This window comes from Pedobacter sp. L105, assembly GCF_009765875.1.
In the GTDB taxonomy this organism is placed as follows: domain Bacteria; phylum Bacteroidota; class Bacteroidia; order Sphingobacteriales; family Sphingobacteriaceae; genus Pedobacter.
Map to the genome: position 1 here is coordinate 35,441 of NZ_LMUP01000001.1, position 21,178 is coordinate 56,618.

The 21,178-nt window shown below is 40.4% G+C and carries 20 protein-coding genes; 10 read left to right on the top strand and 10 right to left on the bottom strand.

What is annotated here, in order from left to right:
• The first annotated feature begins 26 nt into the window (after positions 1 to 26).
• Positions 27 to 1,988, top strand: coding sequence for a 1,4-alpha-glucan branching protein GlgB (gene glgB, locus GSQ84_RS00145; protein ID WP_158795222.1), 1,962 nt, complete (start codon positions 27 to 29; stop codon positions 1,986 to 1,988).
• Positions 1,989 to 2,067: 79 nt separating this feature from the next.
• Here the strand turns inward: glgB and gap are convergent, their stop codons facing one another.
• The 3 genes from gap to pfkA are packed head-to-tail and all read right to left on the bottom strand — an operon-like array spanning position 2,068 to position 4,910.
• On the bottom strand, positions 2,068 to 3,069 hold the full coding sequence (gene gap, locus GSQ84_RS00150; RefSeq protein WP_158795223.1) for a type I glyceraldehyde-3-phosphate dehydrogenase: 1,002 nt from the start codon (positions 3,067 to 3,069) through the stop codon (positions 2,068 to 2,070).
• A gap of 10 nt (positions 3,070 to 3,079) precedes the next feature.
• On the bottom strand, positions 3,080 to 3,922 hold the full coding sequence (locus tag GSQ84_RS00155; RefSeq protein ID WP_158795224.1) for a hypothetical protein: 843 nt from the start codon (positions 3,920 to 3,922) through the stop codon (positions 3,080 to 3,082).
• Between the two features lies 1 nt (position 3,923).
• Positions 3,924 to 4,910, bottom strand: a complete 987-nt coding sequence (pfkA, locus tag GSQ84_RS00160) for a 6-phosphofructokinase (RefSeq protein WP_158795225.1) — start codon at positions 4,908 to 4,910, stop codon at positions 3,924 to 3,926.
• A 117-nt stretch (positions 4,911 to 5,027) separates the two neighbouring features.
• Between pfkA and GSQ84_RS00165 the strand changes: the two genes are divergently transcribed.
• Positions 5,028 to 5,717 carry an NUDIX domain-containing protein gene (locus GSQ84_RS00165; protein WP_158795226.1) on the top strand — a complete coding sequence of 230 codons (690 nt, stop codon included), beginning with the start codon at positions 5,028 to 5,030 and terminating at the stop codon, positions 5,715 to 5,717.
• Between the two features lie 77 nt (positions 5,718 to 5,794).
• Here GSQ84_RS00165 and GSQ84_RS00170 read toward each other — a convergent pair whose 3' ends face one another.
• Positions 5,795 to 6,658: an N-acetylglucosamine kinase gene (locus GSQ84_RS00170; protein WP_158795227.1), complete on the bottom strand. Its 864-nt coding sequence runs from the start codon at positions 6,656 to 6,658 to the stop codon at positions 5,795 to 5,797.
• Positions 6,659 to 7,176: 518 nt separating this feature from the next.
• Between GSQ84_RS00170 and GSQ84_RS00175 the strand changes: the two genes are divergently transcribed.
• From GSQ84_RS00175 to GSQ84_RS00185, 3 genes are read left to right on the top strand one after another with little or no spacing between them, the layout of a single operon-like run.
• A complete protein-coding gene (locus GSQ84_RS00175; RefSeq protein WP_158795228.1) occupies positions 7,177 to 8,217 on the top strand; it encodes a low specificity L-threonine aldolase in 1,041 nt (346 codons plus the stop codon).
• Between the two features lie 9 nt (positions 8,218 to 8,226).
• A complete protein-coding gene (gene accC / locus GSQ84_RS00180) occupies positions 8,227 to 9,714 on the top strand; it encodes an acetyl-CoA carboxylase biotin carboxylase subunit (RefSeq protein ID WP_158795229.1) in 1,488 nt (495 codons plus the stop codon).
• A gap of 4 nt (positions 9,715 to 9,718) precedes the next feature.
• On the top strand, positions 9,719 to 10,303 hold the full coding sequence (locus GSQ84_RS00185) for a riboflavin synthase (RefSeq protein WP_158795230.1): 585 nt from the start codon (positions 9,719 to 9,721) through the stop codon (positions 10,301 to 10,303).
• 8 nt (positions 10,304 to 10,311) lie between these two features.
• Here the strand turns inward: GSQ84_RS00185 and GSQ84_RS00190 are convergent, their stop codons facing one another.
• Positions 10,312 to 11,460: a tetratricopeptide repeat protein gene (locus GSQ84_RS00190; RefSeq protein WP_158795231.1), complete on the bottom strand. Its 1,149-nt coding sequence runs from the start codon at positions 11,458 to 11,460 to the stop codon at positions 10,312 to 10,314.
• Positions 11,461 to 11,625: 165 nt separating this feature from the next.
• Here GSQ84_RS00190 and GSQ84_RS00195 point away from each other — a divergent pair, with 165 nt between their 5' ends.
• The gene (locus GSQ84_RS00195) at positions 11,626 to 11,925 is read left to right on the top strand and encodes a hypothetical protein (protein ID WP_158795232.1); all 300 of its coding nucleotides are present in this window, start codon (positions 11,626 to 11,628) and stop codon (positions 11,923 to 11,925) included.
• A 45-nt stretch (positions 11,926 to 11,970) separates the two neighbouring features.
• Here the strand turns inward: GSQ84_RS00195 and GSQ84_RS00200 are convergent, their stop codons facing one another.
• A complete protein-coding gene (locus GSQ84_RS00200) occupies positions 11,971 to 13,737 on the bottom strand; it encodes a histidine kinase N-terminal 7TM domain-containing protein (RefSeq protein ID WP_158795233.1) in 1,767 nt (588 codons plus the stop codon).
• Between the two features lie 146 nt (positions 13,738 to 13,883).
• On the opposite strand from GSQ84_RS00200, the gene GSQ84_RS00205 reads away from it, so the two are divergent.
• Together GSQ84_RS00205 and GSQ84_RS00210 are read left to right on the top strand one after the other, a co-directional pair.
• Positions 13,884 to 14,471 (top strand): porin family protein, encoded by a 588-nt coding sequence (locus tag GSQ84_RS00205; RefSeq protein ID WP_158795234.1) that lies wholly within the window; start codon positions 13,884 to 13,886, stop codon positions 14,469 to 14,471.
• Between the two features lie 188 nt (positions 14,472 to 14,659).
• The gene (locus GSQ84_RS00210; RefSeq protein WP_254070751.1) at positions 14,660 to 15,031 is read left to right on the top strand and encodes a hypothetical protein; all 372 of its coding nucleotides are present in this window, start codon (positions 14,660 to 14,662) and stop codon (positions 15,029 to 15,031) included.
• On the opposite strand, the gene GSQ84_RS00215 is transcribed toward GSQ84_RS00210, so the two are convergent.
• The 3 genes from GSQ84_RS00215 to GSQ84_RS00225 form a co-directional block, all read right to left on the bottom strand.
• Positions 15,028 to 15,948, bottom strand: coding sequence for a YihY/virulence factor BrkB family protein (locus GSQ84_RS00215; RefSeq protein ID WP_158795235.1), 921 nt, complete (start codon positions 15,946 to 15,948; stop codon positions 15,028 to 15,030). The genes GSQ84_RS00210 and GSQ84_RS00215 overlap by 4 nt on opposite strands.
• Before the next feature lie 144 nt (positions 15,949 to 16,092).
• Positions 16,093 to 17,220 (bottom strand): 4-hydroxyphenylpyruvate dioxygenase, encoded by a 1,128-nt coding sequence (hppD, locus tag GSQ84_RS00220; protein WP_158795236.1) that lies wholly within the window; start codon positions 17,218 to 17,220, stop codon positions 16,093 to 16,095.
• 41 nt (positions 17,221 to 17,261) lie between these two features.
• Positions 17,262 to 18,428, bottom strand: coding sequence for a homogentisate 1,2-dioxygenase (locus tag GSQ84_RS00225; RefSeq protein ID WP_158795237.1), 1,167 nt, complete (start codon positions 18,426 to 18,428; stop codon positions 17,262 to 17,264).
• Positions 18,429 to 18,757: 329 nt separating this feature from the next.
• Here GSQ84_RS00225 and GSQ84_RS00230 point away from each other — a divergent pair, with 329 nt between their 5' ends.
• Both GSQ84_RS00230 and GSQ84_RS00235 read left to right on the top strand, forming a co-directional pair.
• A complete protein-coding gene (locus GSQ84_RS00230; protein ID WP_158795238.1) occupies positions 18,758 to 19,753 on the top strand; it encodes a fumarylacetoacetate hydrolase family protein in 996 nt (331 codons plus the stop codon).
• Complete coding sequence (locus GSQ84_RS00235; protein WP_158795239.1) at positions 19,753 to 20,646, top strand: flavin reductase family protein; 894 nt, start codon at positions 19,753 to 19,755, stop codon at positions 20,644 to 20,646. Before GSQ84_RS00230 ends, GSQ84_RS00235 begins: the two co-directional genes overlap by 1 nt.
• On the opposite strand, the gene GSQ84_RS00240 is transcribed toward GSQ84_RS00235, so the two are convergent.
• Complete coding sequence (locus GSQ84_RS00240; RefSeq protein ID WP_158795240.1) at positions 20,643 to 21,158, bottom strand: C40 family peptidase; 516 nt, start codon at positions 21,156 to 21,158, stop codon at positions 20,643 to 20,645. The genes GSQ84_RS00235 and GSQ84_RS00240 overlap by 4 nt on opposite strands.
• Between the last annotated feature and the right edge of the window lie 20 nt (positions 21,159 to 21,178).

Here is a 21,178-nt window from a genome sequence, read left to right on the forward strand (position 1 = left end):
ATTAAACAATAAATAACCCTTTAATAATGGCCAAATCAAAACAGGGCACTCCCGTTAAGAATAGTATTGCTGAGCGTACAGATGCCCCGGTATGGATCTACAGTCTGTTGACAGACTTTGATATAGCCTTATTTATTTCAGGCAAGCACTTTCGTTTGTATGAAAAAATGGGTGCGCATTTAATAGAATTGAACCAAACGGCCGGAACCTATTTTTCTGTCTGGGCACCCAATGCACAGGATTTATATGTGACGGGTGATTTTAACCAGTGGCATAAGACCAGCCACCGTTTATATAAAAGACTGGATGAATCTGGTATCTGGGAAGGGTTTATCCCTGCTGTAGGAAAAGGAACTGTCTATAAATATTTTATCATCGGATTTGACGGTGCTGTGATTGAGAAAGGAGATCCTTTTGCTACACGTTGGGAACATCCGCCGCAGACGGCCTCTATCGTTTGGGATACCGATTACTCGTGGAAAGATAAGAGCTGGATAAAGAAACGCCCGCAGTTAACGGCACTGAATCAGCCGATGTCAGTTTATGAAGTACACCTGGGTTCCTGGCAGAGAGATCCTTCAGAGCCCGACCGTATCCTTACGTATAAAGAAATTGCCAATAGTCTGGTGCCATATGTTGTGGAAATGGGTTTTACCCATGTAGAGCTGATGCCGATCATGGAATATCCATATTTTCCATCCTGGGGTTATCAGATCACGGGATATTTTGCTGCCAGTTCCAGACATGGCACACCTCAGGAATTGATGTACCTGGTAGAACAGTTTCATCAGCATGATATTGCGGTGATCCTGGATTGGGTACCCTCTCATTTTCCGGGCGATGCACATGGCTTATATAAATTTGATGGAACACATTTGTATGAACATGCGGATATGCGGAAGGGGTTCCATCCCGACTGGAAGTCTTATATTTTTAACTATGACAGGAATGAAGTAAGATCTTTCCTGATTAGTAATGCGATGTACTGGCTGGATCAGTTCCATGCAGATGGCTTGCGGGTGGATGCGGTAGCTTCTATGTTATACTATGATTTCTCCAGAAAAGCAGGGGATGCAGCTACCAATGAATATGGAGGGTCTGAAAACCTGGGGGCTATACAATTCCTGAAAGACCTGAACGATTCGATCTATACCAATTTCAAAGGCGTACAAACTATTGCGGAAGAAAGCAGTACCTATCCGGGGGTTACTCATCCGGTAGCCGATGGCGGCCTGGGTTTTGGAATGAAATGGATGATGGGCTGGATGAACGATACGTTAAAGTATTTCAAGACCGATCCTATAGGCCGTAAGTTTATTCACCACCAGCTTACTTTTAGTATTACCTACGCTTTTACGGAAAATTTCATGCTTCCTTTTTCTCATGACGAGGTAGTGCATGGCAAATCGTCCATGATCTATAAAATGCCGGGAGATGAGTGGCGCAAACATGCTAACCTGCGTTTATTATATGCTTATATGTTTACGCAGCCGGGAACAAAACTCCTTTTTATGGGTAATGAGTTTGCGCAAAACGGGGAATGGAACTTTACAAGATCGCTCGATTGGGACTTGCTGCAATATCCTTCACATAAAGGAATGCAGAGATATGTGAAAGCACTGAATACATTATACCGTACGGAACCTGCTTTATATGATTTTAGCTTTTCTCCGGAAGGATTTGAATGGCTAAGTGCAGATGATACCGATCATTCCATCTTTGCCTATATCCGTAAGGGTCATAAAGCCAGCGATACACTGATTGTGATCTTAAACATGACACCGGTATACCGGGAAAATTACAGGATGGGCCTGCCTATCAAAAGCAACTGGAAAGAAATCTTTAACAGTGATGCGAGTGAGTTCTTTGGCAGCGGCATCTTAAATCCACAGGTTTTCTCACCAGAGAAAATAGGGGCGAATGGCAGGGAATATTCGATAACTATTAATATCGTACCCCTGGGCGCGATTGTCTTAAAACAAGTATAAAAATTTGGTCAAAAAGAAAGGGATGTTCCATCCAGACACATCCCTATTCTAACCAAATATAAACCTGTATGAACGGGTTTTACTTTAAGTTTCCGTAGTATTCAACGAATTTAGCTAAAGCTGAAGAATAGCCCCACTCGTTATCATACCATGAAACCACTTTTACGAAGTTATCATTCAATGCAATACCTGCATTGGCATCAAAAATAGATGCGTGGTCATCACCGATAAAGTCAGAAGAAACAACTTCATCTTCAGTGTAACCTAAAACACCTTTTAATTCACCTTCAGAAGCAGCTTTCATTGCGTCTTTGATCTGTTGGTAAGTAGCAGGTCTTTCTAAACGTACAGTTAAATCAACAACTGATACATCAGAAACCGGTACGCGGAAAGCCATACCTGTTAATTTGCCTTTAAGGGCAGGGATAACTTTAGTTACCGCTTTAGCAGCACCAGTAGCAGAAGGGATGATGTTAGAGAAACCACCACGGCCACCTCTCCAGTCTTTATGAGAAGGACCATCAACAGTTTTCTGCGTAGCAGTAACCGCGTGTACAGTACTCATTAAACCTTCAGCAATACCCCAGTTATCATTTAATACCTTTGCAATCGGTGCAAGGCAGTTCGTAGTACAAGATGCATTGGAAACAACAGTTTGATCTGCTGTTAATTGATCATGATTTACACCCATTACATAAGTAGGGATAGAATCATCTTTAGCCGGAGCAGAAAGAACTACTCTTTTAGCACCTGCTGTAATATGTTTTTCAGCGTCTGCCTGAGTAAGGAATAAACCAGTTGACTCAATTACAGTTTCTACACCTACTTCATTCCATTTTAAATTTGCCGGATCTCTTTCAGCAGTGATGCGGATAGTTTTTCCGTTAACAACAAGATGTCCGTCAACTACTTCGATCGTTCCATCAAAACGACCATGAGTAGAGTCATATTTTAACATATAAGCCATGTAATCCGGCTCAACAAGGTCATTGATAGCAACGATATCTAAACCTCTTTTTAAAGCAGCTCTAAAAACTAATCTGCCGATACGGCCGAAACCGTTTATTCCAATTTTTGTCATTATATTATTATTAATTTGAATAGTAATTAAGTAAATTATATATTGGTTCTTTGGTAATCGTATTTATTTCAAAACCATTTCTTTGTGCCACCAGGCGTAAACGTTCCTGAAAGTTCCCTGCCACAATACCTACAAAATGAACTTCCTTTTCAGGGTGCAATTTAATAGTTGGCAGCATGTAAATATCGACATAACGTTGAAAAGCATTGTCAACCAATTGTTGAATATACTCATGATCTTTGTTTTCAATGTAGAATTCAAGAAAAGAACTCAGAAACTGCTGGGCCATTGTTTTTTTATATACCCTTTCCAGTATTTCCGATCTGTCCAGATCATATTTTGTAGCGAATTTTTTGATCAGATTGGAAGGTAACTTTTCCTGAAGAAAATGTTTCAGGATCAGCTTGCCCAGGTAATTTGCAGAACCTTCATCACCCAGGATATAACCCAGGCCAAAGTTGTTTCTTTCTGCATTGTTGCCGTTAAAATAAGCACAATTGGCGCCGCTGCCTAAAATGCCTACAATGCCGCTTTTGTTATAACAGGCAGCTATGGCTGCACCATGGAGATCATCCTGAACGGTGATCTTACTAAACTTAAAGAACAGGGACAAGGATTGCGCCAGTTCTTCTCTTCTTTCTGCTGAAGTAGCACCTGCAGCAAAAACATGTATTTTCTTAATCTGCTCTGCATGATTGATTAAGATGTTTTTTTTGTTTAATTGCTGTAGTAATGTTTTTTGATCAACAAAGCAGGGGTTGATACCGGGCATACTGCATTCAGCTATAGTTTTACCATCTTTAGCTATTTTCCAAAGTGCTGTTTTCGTACCGCTGTATACTACCGCTATCATATTATATGGATAAAACGTGTGTCATTTCTAAGAGATCACTCTCTAATTTAAAAGTATGCTGACTTAAGGCTTCATCCAGGCTGGTTAGCTGGATCTCATTTCCTCTTAGCCCAACCATTTGTTTAGTGCTGCCTTTCAGCAATTCATTTACCGCTGCGTAACCTAAACGGCTACCCAGGATCCTGTCGAAACTACTGGGGCTTCCTCCGCGTTGTAAGTGCCCTAAAATAGTCACCTTGGTATCGTAGTGGTCAAATTTCTCCTTAACGCTTTTAGCAATGTCATAAGCGCCGCCTTGTTTGTGGCCTTCGGAAACAATTACTATGCTCGAGGATTTTTTTGTTGATGCCCCTGCTTCCAGCTGTTTGATCAGTTCATCAATGCTGGTTGGTTTTTCAGGGAGCAGTACGGCTTCGGCACCACATGCAATTGCGCTTCTTAAGGCAATACATCCCGAATCACGGCCCATCACTTCAACAAAGAATAACCTGTCATGTGAATCTGCTGTATCCCTGATCTTATCTATGGCTTCAATAACGGTATTGATTGCCGTATCATAACCTAAAGTGAAATCAGAACCGTATAAGTCATTGTCAATTGTACCTGGAACGCCAATTACGCTGATCTGGTGTCTTTCTGCAAAACGGCGTGCACCTGTAAAAGTTCCATCTCCTCCAATTACCACCAGGGCATCGATATGGTGCAACTTCAGGTTTTCAAAGGCAAGATCCATACCTTCGTCTGTCTTAAACTCTAAACAACGTGCCGTTTTAAGTATAGTTCCACCCAAGTGGATAATATTGCTCACCGAACGCGCGGTCATAGGAATAATATTATTTGTTATTAAGCCCTGATAACCTTGCAAAACTCCAAACATATTTATACCATTGTATATGCCGGTACGTACAACTGCTCTTATGCATGCGTTCATTCCTGGAGCATCGCCACCAGATGTTAACACAGCTATATTTTTGATATTTGGTCTCATCTTTAAATTGAACGAATATAACGTGTAAAAGTTACACTAAGTAATTTATTTTGATTTTTTTTATGTAAATAGCAAACAAGTATATTAATTTGCTTTTGTTTTTAATAATTTAATGTTGTGATAGAAGTCTTACCGCAGTTCAATTCTACCTTTTCCATTGATTGTATTTTGTTCGGATTTGATGAAGGAGAGCTTAAAGTTCTGCTAATTGAAAGGAACGAAGAACCCTTTAAAGATTGGTGGGCGCTCCCTGGAAATCTGGTGATCGAAAATGAAAGTCTGGATCAGTCAGCCTCGCGCATTTTGCACGAACTGACGGGGCTTGACAATGTTTATATGGAACAATTTCACACTTTTGGTGATATTGGGCGCCACCCTCAGGGACGGATCATATCCGTTGCTTATTACGCTATGCTGAGGCTGGGGGGCGATAAAGCCTTAAAACCTGTGAGCACTTATGCCAAACAGGCCTACTGGATTAACGTAAAAGAATTACCAAAACTGGCCTTTGACCACCAGAAGATTTTTAGTCAGGGATTGGAGAAAATCAAGAGGAGGATCAAGCATCAGCCCATTGCTTTTGAACTGCTGCCGGAAAAATTTACGCTCACTCAATTACAGAATGTGTACGAAGTGATCCTAGGTAAAAAACTGGACAAAAGAAATTTCAGAAAAAAAATGTTAAGCTTTAATGTGCTGAAAGATTTGAACGAAAAACAAAAAGGAGTTTCATTCAGGGCGGCTACGCTATACCGATTTGACAAACGGAAATACGGTAAATTATTTGGGAAAGAGATTACCTTTTAAGGGGCTCTTTCTTTTTGCTTTTAAATAGAAAAATCCCGGACCTTTATCAGGTTCCGGGATTTTTTATAGGATGATTTTTAGCTAATCTTTTTTGTAGCCTGCATATGGTAGTCAACCAGGTCGTCTATAGGTGAGCGGATGATCTTTCCTACACCCATTTCATATCTGTCTGCTACGATGCTTAAAATGTCCCTGAAGCTATATCCTACAGAACCTACACAGTTCAGTGTATATTCTTTATAGTTCGGATAGTGGATCACCAGGTTTTCAAAGAATGCTGTGAATGCATATTCTACAACGGAGAAAGTATAATCTTCATAGGTGTCTTTGAAATCGTATAAGAATTTACTAAAGCCTGCACAAAAACGATTTGGCAGTGGTTTGTTGTAAATGTTATCAAAAATATCTTCGTTAGTCAATGCGAAATTATCATAAAAACTCTCTCTGAGTCCTTTTGGCATATAACCTTTCATGTAGTCGCTCAGGATGCGTTTGCCAATAAAACAACCGCTACCCTCGTCACCCAGAAAATAACCCAAAGAGTCAATATTTAAAGAGATATCGCTTCCGTCATACAGACAAGAGTTTGTACCTGTTCCTAATATAGCAGCAAATCCGGGCTCATCGCCTAAAAGCGCCCTGCAGGAAGCCAGTAAATCGTGACCAATATGGATCTCTGCATTAACGAAAACCTGTGCCATTGCATCTGCTACGATTTTTTTCTTAGCATCTGTAGAACATCCGGCGCCATAATAATACACTCCTGTTAGTTTATCAGCCTCTAAATGATCTGGTAATGATTTCTTTAAAGATCCAACGATATAGTCTGTATCTGAAAAATACGGATTGTAACCTTCGGTGTTAAAATGAATTTTTCTTCCAGCTTCATTAATTAAACACCAATTGGTTTTGGTTGAACCACCATCTGCAATAACTATCATCTTAATTTGTTTTTATTTGGGTAAAAGTAAATATTCCTGAGACTTTCAAATTGTTTTTTTTCATTCGTTTATAATTTGATTTTCTTTTTTATCATTATGAATAACAGGCAATCAAGTTGATTTTTTTTTCATCATTGACTACTCGTTCTTATCTGGTTTTTTTCTTTTTAATTGTTCAGCCGGGTAATTATTTACTGTTTTGGGCTAAAATACGGCTGGTGTTAAATTCGTATTTTAATGCTAAATGACAGGTTTTTAGTTGTTTAAGTGGTTTTATTTGGCATATTGTCAAACTAACACTAAGCTAAAATTACATTAGTTATTTTAAATTCCAAATTTTTATATTTTGACAGAATGGCTAAATGTCATTATATTCTTTAGTATTACCAAACAGTTGGCTTTTAAAATGCTCATATCTAGGTATTAAAGAATATAATATGGCAATTGTAATAATTTCGCCTCTTATCGAAAAAGAATAGAGAAAAATGTAATATTTGTATTCTTTCGTTATAACGCATATGCAAGTAAAAACAGATTTTAGAAGTGATACCGTAACCCTGCCTACGGAAGGAATGCTGACCGCCATGATGGCCGCAAAAGTTGGCGACGATGTATATGGAGAAGATGAAACCGTAACCGCACTGGAAACCAAGCTTTCCGGTCTGTTTAATATGGAGGCTGGCTTGTTCTGCCCTTCGGGAACGATGACCAATCAGATTGCCATCAAATGTTTTACCCAGCCGATGGATGAAGTGATCTGTGACCAAACAGCACATGTTTACCGTTATGAGGGCGGCGGAATTGCCTTTCATTCACAGGCATCTGTAAGGCTGCTTAACGGCCCCAGAGGAATACTGAGGCCGGAGCTCATCGCACCCGAGATCAATGAAGATAATATCCATTATCCCAACTCAAGTCTGGTGGTACTGGAAAATACAGTTAACAAGGGTGGGGGTGCCTGTTATACGCTGGAACAAATAGCACCTATTTATGAATTGTGTAAAAGCAAAGGATTAAAATTACACCTTGACGGCGCAAGAATATTTAATGCATTAACTGCTACCGGCGATCTTCCCGGAAACTACGGCCAGTATTTTGATGGCATCTCAGTGTGTCTTTCTAAAGGACTGGGTGCTCCTGTTGGATCTGTTTTATTAGGTTCTAGTGAAACGATTCATAAAGCAAGGAAAATCCGTAAGGCTTTTGGCGGTGGGATGAGGCAGGCTGGATTTCTTGCTGCTGCGGGAATTTATGCCCTGGACCATCACGTAGTAAGACTTTCAGAAGATCATGCACATGCACAACAACTGGCCGCGGCACTTGAGGAAGTGGCGTATGTAACATCGGTTATGCCGGTGGAAACAAATATAGTAATCTTTAAAGTTGCAGCGGGTTTTACAGCAGCGTCAATAGTTCACAGCCTTAACGAACAAGGGATTTTGTGCGGTACTACCGGGCCGGATACCGTTAGGTTTGTTACCCATTTGAATATTACAGATGAAATGATTCAGCAGGCACTGACTACAATCAGGGAATTGAAACCGGTAAAAAATTCCTAATTTCATCAAATGAACAAAATCTTAGTTGCAAACAGAGGGGAAATCGCCTTGCGGATCATGCGTTCGGCAAAGGAGATGGGAATATTGACGGTAGCTGTATTTTCGGAGGCCGACAGAGAGGCGCTTCATGTACGTTATGCAGATGAGGCTATCTTTATCGGTCCTGCACCGGCTAATCAGTCTTATCTGGTGGGAGAGAAAATCATCGAAGCCTGTCGCGCTACCGGCGCAGATGCTATTCATCCTGGTTATGGCTTCCTGTCAGAAAACCCGGTTTTTGCTCAGCTGGTAAAAGATGCTGGTCTGATCCTGATTGGTCCTACACCAGAAGCAATGGCAATTATGGGCAATAAATTGTCTGCAAAGGCAGCGGCTTTGAAATATCAGATTCCTATGGTACCCGGAACGGAAGAAGCAATTACCGATATTTCTGAAGCAAAACGCAGGGCTGCAGAAGTCGGCTTCCCGATCCTGATTAAAGCCGCGGCAGGCGGTGGTGGCAAGGGAATGCGGGTGGTAGACGATATTTCGGTCTTTGAAGAACAGATGCAACTGGCGGTAAGTGAAGCCCTGTCTGCATTTGGCGATGGTGCCGTATTTATTGAACGTTATGTTTCTTCTCCAAGGCACATTGAAATACAGGTGCTGGGTGATAATCATGGAAATATTGTTCATCTTTTTGAACGTGAATGTTCCATACAGCGGAGGCATCAAAAAGTAATTGAGGAAGCCCCTTCCAGCATTTTAAGTCCTGAGATCAGGGAAAAAATGGGTAAATGTGCTGTTGATGTAGCCAGGTCTGTAAACTACACAGGAGCTGGTACCGTAGAATTTATTTTGGATGAAAACCTGGATTTCTTTTTCCTGGAGATGAATACCCGTTTACAGGTTGAACATCCGGTAACGGAACTGATCACCGGTCTTGACCTGGTAAAAGAACAAATTAAAATTGCCAGTGGCGAAGCATTGAGCTTTAGCCAGGAAGATTTGAAAATTAACGGGCACGCGATAGAATTAAGGGTGTATGCAGAAGATCCGCAGCATAACTTTCTTCCTGACATAGGCGTTTTAAAAACTTACCGCACACCAAAAGGAAACGGGGTAAGGGTAGATGACGGTTTTGAAGAGGGGATGGAGATCCCTGTTTATTATGATCCGATGATTGCCAAGCTGATTACTTATGGTGCCAGCCGTACAGAAGCAATTGCTAGAATGCTGCGTGCCATTGCAGAATATGACATTACAGGCATTCAAACTACCTTGAACTTTGGTAAGTTTGTGATGGAACATGAGGCCTTTATCTCGGGAAATTTCAATACTCATTTTGTGAGTAAATACTTTAATCCGGAAGAACGGGAGAATGGAAATGAAGAAGAGGCGCTGATTGCGGCAATTGTTGCTTTAAATCACCTGAAGAAAAAAAATAACGCTGTCCTGGCAGTTCCGCCAGCAGAAGAATCCAATAACTGGCTTAAAAACCGGAAAAATTATCATTAGAATTATGTTTACAGGAATTATAGAAACATTTGGAACGGTTAAGAGTGTAATAGAAGAAGGCACCAATCTTCATTTCACTATTGAATCTTCTTTAAGTAATGAATTAAAAATTGATCAGAGTGTGGCGCATAACGGCGTTTGTTTAACCGTAGTAGCCCTAACTGATACTACACATACTGTAACGGCTATCCAGGAGACATTGGAGAAATCTAATCTGCAGCATTTAGGAGAAGGTAAATTGGTTAATCTGGAGCGTTGTATGCAGATGAATGGCAGACTTGACGGGCATATCGTGCAGGGCCATGTAGACCAGACAGCGGTATGTGTGAAAAGAGAGGAACTGGATGGTAGCTGGGAATACCGCTTTAAATACGATGGCAGTAAAGGGAATGTAACCGTTGAAAAAGGTTCTGCCTGTGTAAATGGAATCAGCCTTACCGTAGTAAATTCTGCTGAGGATGAATTTTCAGTTTTTATTATTCCTTATACTTTTGAACATACTAATCTTCAGGAAGTGAATGTTGGGGATATGGTAAATCTTGAATTTGATATTATTGGTAAATATGTAGCAAGGTTACTTCAGAAATAACCAAATGGTTATTTCTGAAGGGAAATAATCCTGTCTTTGACATAGACAATAACTTCTTTGTATTTTCCTGTGTCAGGCTTGCTTTGCAGAAACTTTTTGTAATACAAAGTCGCGGTTTTTTTATGGTTCAGCTTAAATTCATTGAGCAGGCCCAGGTTATAGTACACCTCTCCGTTATTTTCAAATTCCAGGCTTTTTTGGTAGGAGCGATCAGCATTGGCTATCTGTGTGGTCTTTTCATATATTTCTCCAAGATCTTTATAATACTTAGACACATAAGGAGAAATAGCTTCCTTTATTGATTGTTTGAAATAATCTGCAGCATTTGGATAATCCTTTAATTCACGATAGCATACTGCTGTATAATAAAGTGTGGATTCATTCTGATCTCCCATTCCCTCAATGATTTTAAAAAACCGGAGTGACTTTTCATATTGTTTGGTGGCCAGATAAGCTTTGCCCATATTGTTTAAAACATAAGTGGAACTGTCGCCTGCAGCTAATAATTTTTCGCCCGTAACCAGCGCCTCGTCTAATTTTTGCAAAGCGATACAAATAGGAAGTTTAGCTTTCAGCAGCAGGATATTTGTGCTGTCGGCTGTTAGGGCCGGCTGTAATACCACATAGGCAGAATCATTTTTCTTGGACAAATTAAGACCGTTTGCCAGGTCAAAGGCAATATCTGGATTTGTGGGGTTGATACTATTGGCCTTTTTCAGGTAAAATATTTTTTCAGGATCAGCAGGATTTGGTACCATGGAAGCGAGCTGTTTATAGACATTAAAATTCATGCTGTCTGTTTTAATGATCTCCTGATAATAGGATTTGGCCTTGTCGTCATCACCTCGGCGGTGACTAATGCCGGCAAGGCTAAATAATACTGATAAGCTGTTTGGCTGTGCCTGGTAAAGTTTAAGATAATAGCTTTCAGCAAGGGGCAGATTTCCTGCCATCATATTGGTATAAGCCAGCTGGGCCATTTCTTTTGGATTTGTCGTTTCACTGCTGTAAATTGTTTGCAAATAGGCCGCTGCTTCTGTGTAGTGCTGGGTTTGATAGAATTCCAGCAACTTTTCCTGATCGGGAATAACATTGGATTGGGCAAGTGCTGTAAGGCTGCAGCTTAGAATGAGAAGAAGATAAATTAGCTTTTTCATAAAGGATTAATCGGATATAACTAAGGTATTAGTTATATCCGATTAATCCTAATTTTTATTTTTTTTCTTGAGGTGAGCCGTCTCTGATTCTTAAGATAAAAAATACTGGCAGGGTAATTGGTTGCTTTGACCTATACACTAACGAGGAATTTAAAAAATAACGATATGGATACTTTAAAGAAGTTTGAACTGATGGAGAAGATTGTAAGGGAATTAGAAGACTTACAACACTCACAAACGGCAATTATTCAAAAAATAGGAAAAATTGAAGTTGATAATATTGAATTGAGCGATAAAAGACTGGAAAAAGATTTACCTGACATGCACCAGAGGGTAGCAGATAACCTGGATACTATTGTGGGTATTCTGGAATACTTTGCTGACAAAACCAGCAATTTCGGTAATAAAAATAATGTTGATGCGCTTAAAGAGCAACAGATCATTAACGAAGCAACTGGTCACTAGTTGTTGTTAAAAAGATAAGAATGAAAGCCCCTTTTGGGGCTTTTTTTATATAGAATGACGGGGTATTTTCAGGTTAAACAGCGTGCCCTTGCCTTCTTCACTTTTTATGGTAATAACACCATCGTTTCTTGCCATAAAATCCCAGCACACCATCAGGCCAATGCCGGTTCCTTTTTCATTCTGTGTTCCCCTGCTGGAAACGTTTTCGCCGTTAAATATTCTTTGTATATTTTTCTGAGCGATGCCTACACCATTATCTCTGATGCTCACACCTACATAATCTTTATCTATATAGGAAGCGGTGATTTTAATGAAACAATCGATATGACAAAATTTGATGGCATTGGAGATCAGGTTCCGGATTACCATTTGCATCATCAGCAGATCTGCGAAAGCTATGATCTCTACGGAAATATCCTCGATGATTTCTATTTTTTTGCTGTTGGCGGATTTTAAATGATAGTTTATCTCCGACAGGATCAATTTTTCCAGGTCAAAGTAATCCCTGTTTATGCCATAACCTTTTAGCTGGCTTCGCGACCAATGTAAGATGTTTTCCAGCAGATCTGTAGTATAGGAGATATCTTTTGTGAGGTTCGGGGATAGAATTTTAAATTCTTCAGCGCTGATGGTGTCATCTGAGGTCATTTTCAATACCTCGGCAAGATTGAGCAGGGGACCTCTCAGGTCATGTGCCATAATGGAAAATATCCTGTCTTTAAGCTGGTTCAGCTTTTGCAGTTCTTCCGCCTGTTGTTTTGATTTTAAAGCCTCTTGCCTTAGGTTGGTCAAATCCTGAAATTTAATGATGGTTACATTTCGGTTCAGCTTATTTTCATTCAAAATGCTAACGTCTGCCTCCAGATCAAACGTTCCATCTGTTGTTTCAACGATCAGCTCAATTTTACCAGATTGGTGCAGGTCGAGGAATTGGATCAATTCATGTTGTCCTGGTAGTATTTCTTTGATGTTTTTCCCAACAATCTCGCCCGACTGGCGTGCACAGGTATATTTTTTAAATGCCGGATTGTAATCAATGATTTTATTTTGATGGTCGAGTACAATGAACCCGTCCTGCATCAGCTCCAGCACTTTTTCCCTCGCTATGGGTAATGTGTCAAAAAGCTCAAACCTGTAAATGGCAATGAATACCAGGGTGGAAGAGATCAGGAAAGCAAAAGGGGTGGCATCTACATTAGCTATTGGCCTTAATCCCAGTAAATAACAGAAGTTAGCTACCCATGGAAGGAGTGCGCCGGTAATGATGATCCTGTTTTGTTTACGGTAAACCGCATCAGATTTGCTGAATTTTTTGATCAGCAGAAAGTTTCCAATGCAAAGCAGGATATAGAAATAAGTAGTAAAAAGGTAGTAAGAGACACCACGAACTATCTTAAGGACAGGGAAGTTTCCACTGGTATCAACACTGAGGCTGTGGTAATGCAAATGATGAAGGTCATTGGTCCATACCAATAAAAGTGTGATGACTGGTACTATAGAAATCAGCAGTTTATTTCCTGTATTCTTAATCCACTTTTCCTTTCCTGCCAGATTGATACAAAATATAAACCAGTTTACAGGTAGGGAAACTATACCCACATATTCAATATTGATCAGAAATTTCATCTGTTCAAGCGTAGTACTGCCCAGTTCAAGTCCGTAGGCTACAGCCCAGATAGAATTGGATAATAACATGACACCTACCCATTTTACTGTGCCGGTTTCATTGTTTAAAATGTAGAGAGAAAGTAAGAGTGTAATGCTTCCGAAAAATATTAAAGTAAGCGCGTAGACGTTAAAGGAGAAATCCATTTGACAATTTGGTACCTGCAGGTTATTGAGCAATTCAAACAAATCTATGAATTATGGGTTAATAAATATTAAGGCATGTAATTTAGTTTGCAATAAAAATAATCCTAATTTTACACGACACGAATAAAACCAAAAATCAATCAATCATGAAAAAAGTAATACTATCAGCTTTATTTATTTGCTTAAATGTAGCCGCCTTTAGTCAGGTGCTACCGAGCTTTCAGTTTGGTATTAAGGGAGGAACAAACCTTTCTAAATTAACCAGCGACAATACGTTAAGCAGTGATAACCGTTCGGGTTACTACGGCGGTTTATATGCAAGGGTAGGAGCAGCCGGAATATATTTTCAGCCGGAGGTTTACCTTGCAGGTAAAAACACAACATTAGAGAGTAATGACGGAGTAAAGGACAAAGTGAAATTTACAAGTCTGGATGTGCCTTTACTGATTGGTACAAAGATCGGTGCGGCAGGAGTAGGTATTAGATTTAATACTGGTCCTGTAGTATCTTTTGTCCTGGATAATAAACAATCTTTTGGCAATGCTACTTCTGAAGTTTTTCACGGTGATTTCAAAAACCAGGCAATTGCATGGCAATTTGGAACAGGTCTGGACATTGGCAGATTGGGAATTGATTTAAGATATGAAGCCGGAATTTCCAAAATTGGTAAAGATGGTTATGATGACAGAAGGTTAGACCTGTTTACCTTAGGTTTGGCCTACAGGATTTTCTAAACATCCTGAACCCTAAAGATCCCCGGTACTTTTAGCGAAGAACCGGGGATTTTTTTTTGCCAGATTTTCCTTTTTTGCTTTTTGCGCATTTTGTAATGACGTTATTACAGTAAGCTTAAAGTCAGGAAATTGTCAGATTAAAATCACTATATTTTAGGTTTAAGGATTTAGCAATAGCGTATGAATTTGTGAATGATCAAGGTATTGAAATGATGCATTTTTCAGAAGTATTTGGCTCTGGATTTGCTGGCATAATTGTCCTTACTAAACCCCTAACCATTATGAGTATTAAAGAATTATTATTAAACGGAAATAGCTTTATCGCATTAATGAGACAATATGCTATTGATATTGCTGACATTAAAATTAAGGACGAAGATGTGCTGACTGACCAATTTTTACAACACCCCCAGTTGTCTAAAGAAAGCATTTGCATCGAAGCTAAAAACAACGAAGGTATTATCAACTTTTTTGGTACACTTCACTATAACCTGCTGAATAAGCTGGCTGTATTTGAAATGCATGGGTTTGAACGAACTTCCCTGCAGGATTTAAGTTAATTGTTTTTTAGAACCTCTTTGATTTCATAATTGAATGCTCCTTTAATGGGGCGTATAGGAGTTTCTTTGGCATCGCTCAGCACTTTTATAAAGCAGGATCCAAAATAAAATATAAAAGAAGAGTAAAATACAAACAGCATGATCAGTACAATTGATCCGGATGCGCCGTAAATATTACCAATATTACTCAAAGGCAACGCGATACGAAGAATGTATTTACCAAGGGTAAAGAGCATACCTGTTAACAAACCACCTCTCATAGAAGATTTCCAGGTTGGCCTTCCACTGGTCAGGTACTTGAATAGTGCGCTAAACCAAATGGTAACAATAGTAATAAACAAGACCTGATTCAGGATCATCAGGAACACCCTGCCGATGGTGGGTGAAGCATTGTTTATAAACGTGCCAATATATGCCTGTATGCTGTCAGTAAGCAAACCTACAGCGAACAGGATACCCGCCAGTAAAATAATTACCATTGCCCTTGCCCTTACCTTTAATTTAAACATAAAAGTGGCATCTTCTTTCATTCCAATAGACCAGATCTGGTCCATAGAGTTTTTAACCACACTAAATAAGGTAGTCGCCACAAAAAGGAAAAAGATAAAACTGAGGATGGTAGCGTACCATTTGTGATCGATTCCCCTGATATTCCTTAGTGTTTGCCTGATCTGTTTGGTACTGCTCTCATCCAGTACGCTGGAGAGCCGTTCAAATATTCTGTTGACCAACATTTTCCGGTCGATAAAAAAACCAAATAACCTGATCAGGATCAATAATATAGGAGGTAAAGCGAAATTGGCGAAAAATGCAGTTGCGCCGGCCAGACGCAGCGGGTCGTTCTTTTGAAACAATGTAAATGCAGCCCGGAGATGCGTTGCAAATAACTTGATTCTTCTGGTGAAATTACTGGACATGCCTCTCTGATTGCCGTTGATCACCGAAAGTACTCAAATTTTTTCATTGTTCATCACCTTGTAAGCTGTCGCAGGTTCCGTTTGCAGGCTGAAGAATAAAAAAAGCCAGCCTTTTAGGGGCTGGCTGATTCATGTTGTTATCAGTTATAAATTACCTCTTAGCTCCTGTTCACGTTCCAACGATTCAAACAAGGCTTTGAAATTTCCTGCACCAAATGACTGTGCACCTTTACGCTGGATGATCTCAAAAAATAAAGTAGGGCGATCCTGAACTGGCTTGGTGAAGATTTGTAGCAAGTAGCCTTCTTCATCATAATCTACCAAAATTCCAAGTTCCTGCAACGGTGCAATATCTTCATCTATTTTTCCTACCCGTTCCAGTAATGTTTCATAATAGGCTCTGGGAGGAGGGCTCAGAAATTCTACACCCCTGGCTTTCATATCCCTTACGGTTGTAATAATATCATGGGTAGCTACCGCGATGTGCTGTACGCCTTCGCCTTCATAAAATTCCAGGTATTCTTCTATCTGTGATTTCTTTTTGCCTTCTGCCGGTTCGTTAATAGGGAATTTAACATATCCGTTTTTATTGCTCATCACTTTACTCATTAAAGCTGAGTATTCTGTGTTGATTTGTTTATCATCAAAAGAAAGGATGTTTTTGAAGCCCATTACTTCTTCATACCAGTTTACGGCATCATCCATTCTGTTCCATCCTACATTTCCCACGCAGTGGTCGATATATAACAGGCCTGTACTTGCCGGCTGATAACCTCCTTCAACAGCTGCATAACCTGGCATAAATGCCCCGGTGTAGTTCTTGCGCTCTACAAATAAATGTATGGTCTCTCCGTAAGTATAGATGCCTGCTGTGCGGACTTCTCCAAATTCATCCGTTAATGTTTTAGGTTCCTGATAAGATTTTGCACCGCGTTTAATCGTCTCTTCATATGATTTATAGGCATCATCAACCCATAATGCCAATATTTTAACACCGTCACCATGTTTTTTGATATGATCCATGATAGGGCTTTCCGATTTCAGGGGAGTAGTTAATACGAGCCTGATCTTACCCTGCTGCAACACATAAGAAGCTCTGTCCCTTAAACCGGTTTCTGGTCCTGCGTAGGCTACTGTGTTGAAGCCAAAAGCGGTTTTATAAAAATGTGCCGATTGTTTGGCATTTCCTACGTATAATTCAACGTGGTCTGTTCCGTTTAATGGAAGAAAGTCAAATACTGGAGTTTCCTGTTCTACGAATTGTGTTTGCATGTTTTGTTTTTTTATTAATATTTTTATAATAGATAGTTATATTATTCAAGGTCGATTTGCCAGCTTTTATGGTAGTTTTCGTCCTCAATTCTGACTGCATCTTCTGTGAGCATCAGCGGGCGAAAAGGATCTATCATCACAGCCAGTTCTTCTGTTTTTTCTTTACCGATTGATTTTTCTACCATCCCGGGATGCGGGCCATGAGGGATTCCTCCCGGATGGAGGGTAATCTGGCCTTTAACTACATTTTTGCGGCTCATAAAGTCGCCGTCTACGTAATACAAAACTTCATCACTGTCTACATTACTGTGGTTGTAGGGAGCCGGAATGGCTAAGGGGTGATAGTCAAATTTTCTGGGTACAAATGAGCAGATCACAAAGTTGTGTCCTTCAAATGTCTGGTGTACAGGGGGTGGCTGATGAAGCCTGCCGGTAATCGGCTCAAAATCATGGATAGAAAAAGCCCATGGATAATGGAAACCATCCCAACCTACAAAATCAAAAGGATGTGTACCATAGGTATAAGGATAGATCAATCCTTGTTTTTTAATGAGTATTTTAAAATCTCCTGCCTGGTCTATCGTTTCCAGATCGGCAGGCCTTCTGATATCCCGCTCACAATAGGGAGAATGTTCCATGAGCTGGCCATACTCGTTTCTGTAGCGTTTTGGGGAACGGATAGGGCTAAAGCTTTCTACAATAAACAGGCGGTTCTGCTCATCGTCAAATTCCAGCTGGTAAATGGTTCCCCGGGGCACTACCAGGTAATCGCCGTAGGCAAAACGAATCTTGCCAAATCCTGTTTTTAACGTGCCGGAGCCCTGATGGACAAAGATAACTTCATCTGCCTGGCTGTTTTTGTAAAAGTAATCCGTCATGGATTTCCTTGGTGCGGCAAGGGAAATGTGCAGGTCGCTGTTCACTAAAACAGGCTTTCTGCTTTTCAGATAATCATCTTCGGGGGCAATGTTAAACCCAATAAGGGAAGTATGCTTGAGATGTTTTTCCCTGGCGATCTTTGGTTCTACCGAGTAAGGTTCGCCAAGCGATTTGACAATGGTTGGGGGGTGACAGTGATAAACAAGCGAATACAAGCTTGAGAATCCTTCTGTAGATACCAATTCCTCTGCGTACAATTCTCCGTTTGGTTTTCGGAAAACAGTGTGCCTTTTAGGCGGAATGGTACCCAAGGTATGATAAATAGGCATATCTATAGGTGTTATTGGTTAGAAAAGGAATGTTCGATAGAAAACGTGAGAACGTTTAATCTACGGTTGCTTTAGAGAAAGCTTAAATGGAATATTGTGCAAAGATGAGCTTGGAAAGCATAGCATACCTGAACGAAGCCAAAACTTGGCTTGCAATACGGTCCTGATATTTTAATATGCTCTTTGTCATTTTCGCTAAAGCAAAATTAAGAATTAAATAACCACAATTCAAAATTATGCCCTACATTCCACTGTGGTTTTATTAAATCATTTTAATTTCTAGCTTTGACAGCTTTAACAGAACTTATATCACCAAATATAATTGACATATGAAACTAGTATCCTACAAAACAGAAGACAGGGAACACCTGGGGGTTTTCGTCAACGGACATATTTACAATTTAAATTCCTGCGACAAGCTGCTGCCGAATGAGATGAATGCTTTTTTACAAGATTCAGAAGTACTGATGGAGCGTGCTTTAGTTATAGATGCCCAGATCAAATCGGGTGCTATTGAACCTAAGGAAGAAGCGTTTTATGAAGTTATTGCTCCTGTACCACACCCTGCTTCCTGTCGCGATGGATATGCCTTTCGTCAGCATGTTGCTTCTGCACGTAAAAACCGAAAGCTGGAAATGATAGCTGAATTTGATCAGTATCCTATTTTTTATTTTACCAATCATAATGCTATCCAGGGTCCCGGAGAAATTGAATGTATGCCAGATCATTTCCAGAAGCTTGATTTTGAGTTGGAAGTGGCAATTGTGATCGGTAAAAAAGGAAGGAATATTACTGCTGCCGAGGCCGACAGTTATATTGCCGGATATATGATCATGAACGATATGAGTGCCAGGACCCTTCAAATGGAGGAAATGTTATTGAATCTTGGGCCTGCTAAAGGAAAAGATTTTTCTACGGTGATAGGCCCGTGGCTGGTTACTCCTGATGAACTGGAAGAATATAAAATCCCTGCAAAAGAGGGGCATATCGGTAATTCTTATCGCCTGACTATGAGTTGTTCTGTAAATGGAAAGCAGGTTTCGGCAGGAAATATGGCTGATATGGACTGGACCTTTGCAGAAATTGTAGAGCGTTGTGCCTATGGGGCTGATATATTACCCGGTGATGTGATCGGCTCCGGAACAGTAGGCACAGGATGTTTCCTGGAGCTCAACGGAACGGGATTGTTGAATGATCCGGCTTTCCAGCCACAATGGTTACAGGATGGGGATGTGATAGAAATGGATATTACAGGCCTTGGTCGCTTAAGTAACACGATAAAAAAAGCCGATACTGATTTTTCAATATTAGCGCTTAAAAAATAATGCTGACGATCAACGTTTCAGATTTGAGCCCAGCGCAATTGCAAAATTATCTGCATTATGCAATTGCGCCCCGGCCTATCTGTCTGGCTACTACCATCGACCAGGCAGGGAATGTAAATTTAAGCCCTTTCAGCTTTTTCAACCTGTTTAGTACCAACCCTCCGGTATGTGTTTTTTCTCCTTCCAGGAGGGTGCGCGATAATACAAGTAAACACACGATAGAGAACATTCTGGAAGTAAAGGAGTGTGTCATCAATATCGTGAACTATGATATGGTGCAGCAGGTGAGCCTGAGCAGTACAGATTATGCAAAGGGGATCAATGAATTTGAAAAGGCGGGTTTTACCATGCTCCCTTCAGAATTGGTGAAGCCGCCCCGGGTTGCGGAAGCACCAGTACAAATGGAATGTGTGGTTACCCAGGTAATCCACATGGGCGACAAGCCTGGTGCCGGGAACCTGGTGCTGGCAGAAATTAAGCGGATCCATATCAACGAAGCTATTCTGGATGAGGAAGGAAAGATTGACCAGGTAAAAATAGACCTGGTAGCCCGTTTGGGTGGCGACTGGTATTGCAGGGTGACTCCTGAAAATTTGTTTAAGGTAGCCAAACCGCTAACTACACTGGGCATAGGGGTAGATGCACTTCCACGGGGAGTAAGAAACTCTTATGTGTTGACTGGTAATGATTTGGGGATGCTTGGGAATATTGAAAAAATCCCTGCAGAAGAAGAAATTGATCTGGTGCGACACCTGCCTTCTGTAAAAGAAGTAATGGATGCAACGATAGGTGATGCGATAAACAGACAGCGGGAACTACATGAACTGGCGAAGGAAATGCTCAGACAGGGCGATTGTATGAATGCTTTAAAGGTTGTATTGCTGGAAAGTTAGATGATACTTACCGTCCGCATTAAGCGGCTGCGGTAATAGTCGTTGAGCGTGGTTATGGTAACGCCATGTTCTTTGCCAGAGGTAGAATGGATAAATTGAATCGTATCTCCGTCAATATTGGTAATAATACCCACATGGCCTACTACCCGTTTCCTTGGATTGGTGCCGGTAAAGATCAGTATATCACCAATTTTTGCATTTTCTAATTTTACAGGCGTACCTGTTTCATTAAATTCGGTGGATGAGCGCGGAACCTTAAATCCGAAATTATGAAATACATAACTTACAAATCCTGAACAATCGAAGCCGACTGAAGGATTGTTACAGGCATAATGATAGGGAATACCGATCAGTGTTTTGGCAAAAGTGATCAACTGTCCGGCCGGGTTTTGAGGGGCCAGATTTGCACTTAACTTTTGCAGTAATTCCTGATATTTGACAGCATTCGTTTGCGATTTGCCTGTACTGGCAAAAAGGGTAATGAAGCAAAATATCAGCAGGCCTTTTTTCATCTAGTGGCCTAAGATATCAA

What these genes read in the sequence shown, in the direction of transcription:
- GSQ84_RS00185 (WP_158795230.1), top strand. Translation starts at nt 9,719, where the DNA reads ATGTTTACAGGAATTATAGAAACATTTGGAACGGTTAAGAGTGTAATA.
- hppD (WP_158795236.1), bottom strand. Translation starts at nt 17,220, where the DNA reads ATGCAAACACAATTCGTAGAACAGGAAACTCCAGTATTTGACTTTCTT.
- GSQ84_RS00235 (WP_158795239.1), top strand. Translation starts at nt 19,753, where the DNA reads ATGCTGACGATCAACGTTTCAGATTTGAGCCCAGCGCAATTGCAAAAT.
- GSQ84_RS00175 (WP_158795228.1), top strand. Translation starts at nt 7,177, where the DNA reads ATGCAAGTAAAAACAGATTTTAGAAGTGATACCGTAACCCTGCCTACG.
- GSQ84_RS00200 (WP_158795233.1), bottom strand. Translation starts at nt 13,737, where the DNA reads ATGGATTTCTCCTTTAACGTCTACGCGCTTACTTTAATATTTTTCGGA.
- GSQ84_RS00190 (WP_158795231.1), bottom strand. Translation starts at nt 11,460, where the DNA reads ATGAAAAAGCTAATTTATCTTCTTCTCATTCTAAGCTGCAGCCTTACA.
- GSQ84_RS00170 (WP_158795227.1), bottom strand. Translation starts at nt 6,658, where the DNA reads ATGATAGTTATTGCAGATGGTGGTTCAACCAAAACCAATTGGTGTTTA.
- GSQ84_RS00230 (WP_158795238.1), top strand. Translation starts at nt 18,758, where the DNA reads ATGAAACTAGTATCCTACAAAACAGAAGACAGGGAACACCTGGGGGTT.
- gap (WP_158795223.1), bottom strand. Translation starts at nt 3,069, where the DNA reads ATGACAAAAATTGGAATAAACGGTTTCGGCCGTATCGGCAGATTAGTT.
- GSQ84_RS00225 (WP_158795237.1), bottom strand. Translation starts at nt 18,428, where the DNA reads ATGCCTATTTATCATACCTTGGGTACCATTCCGCCTAAAAGGCACACT.
- GSQ84_RS00240 (WP_158795240.1), bottom strand. Translation starts at nt 21,158, where the DNA reads ATGAAAAAAGGCCTGCTGATATTTTGCTTCATTACCCTTTTTGCCAGT.
- GSQ84_RS00215 (WP_158795235.1), bottom strand. Translation starts at nt 15,948, where the DNA reads ATGTCCAGTAATTTCACCAGAAGAATCAAGTTATTTGCAACGCATCTC.
- glgB (WP_158795222.1), top strand. Translation starts at nt 27, where the DNA reads ATGGCCAAATCAAAACAGGGCACTCCCGTTAAGAATAGTATTGCTGAG.
- GSQ84_RS00195 (WP_158795232.1), top strand. Translation starts at nt 11,626, where the DNA reads ATGGATACTTTAAAGAAGTTTGAACTGATGGAGAAGATTGTAAGGGAA.
- GSQ84_RS00205 (WP_158795234.1), top strand. Translation starts at nt 13,884, where the DNA reads ATGAAAAAAGTAATACTATCAGCTTTATTTATTTGCTTAAATGTAGCC.
- pfkA (WP_158795225.1), bottom strand. Translation starts at nt 4,910, where the DNA reads ATGAGACCAAATATCAAAAATATAGCTGTGTTAACATCTGGTGGCGAT.
- GSQ84_RS00155 (WP_158795224.1), bottom strand. Translation starts at nt 3,922, where the DNA reads ATGATAGCGGTAGTATACAGCGGTACGAAAACAGCACTTTGGAAAATA.
- accC (WP_158795229.1), top strand. Translation starts at nt 8,227, where the DNA reads ATGAACAAAATCTTAGTTGCAAACAGAGGGGAAATCGCCTTGCGGATC.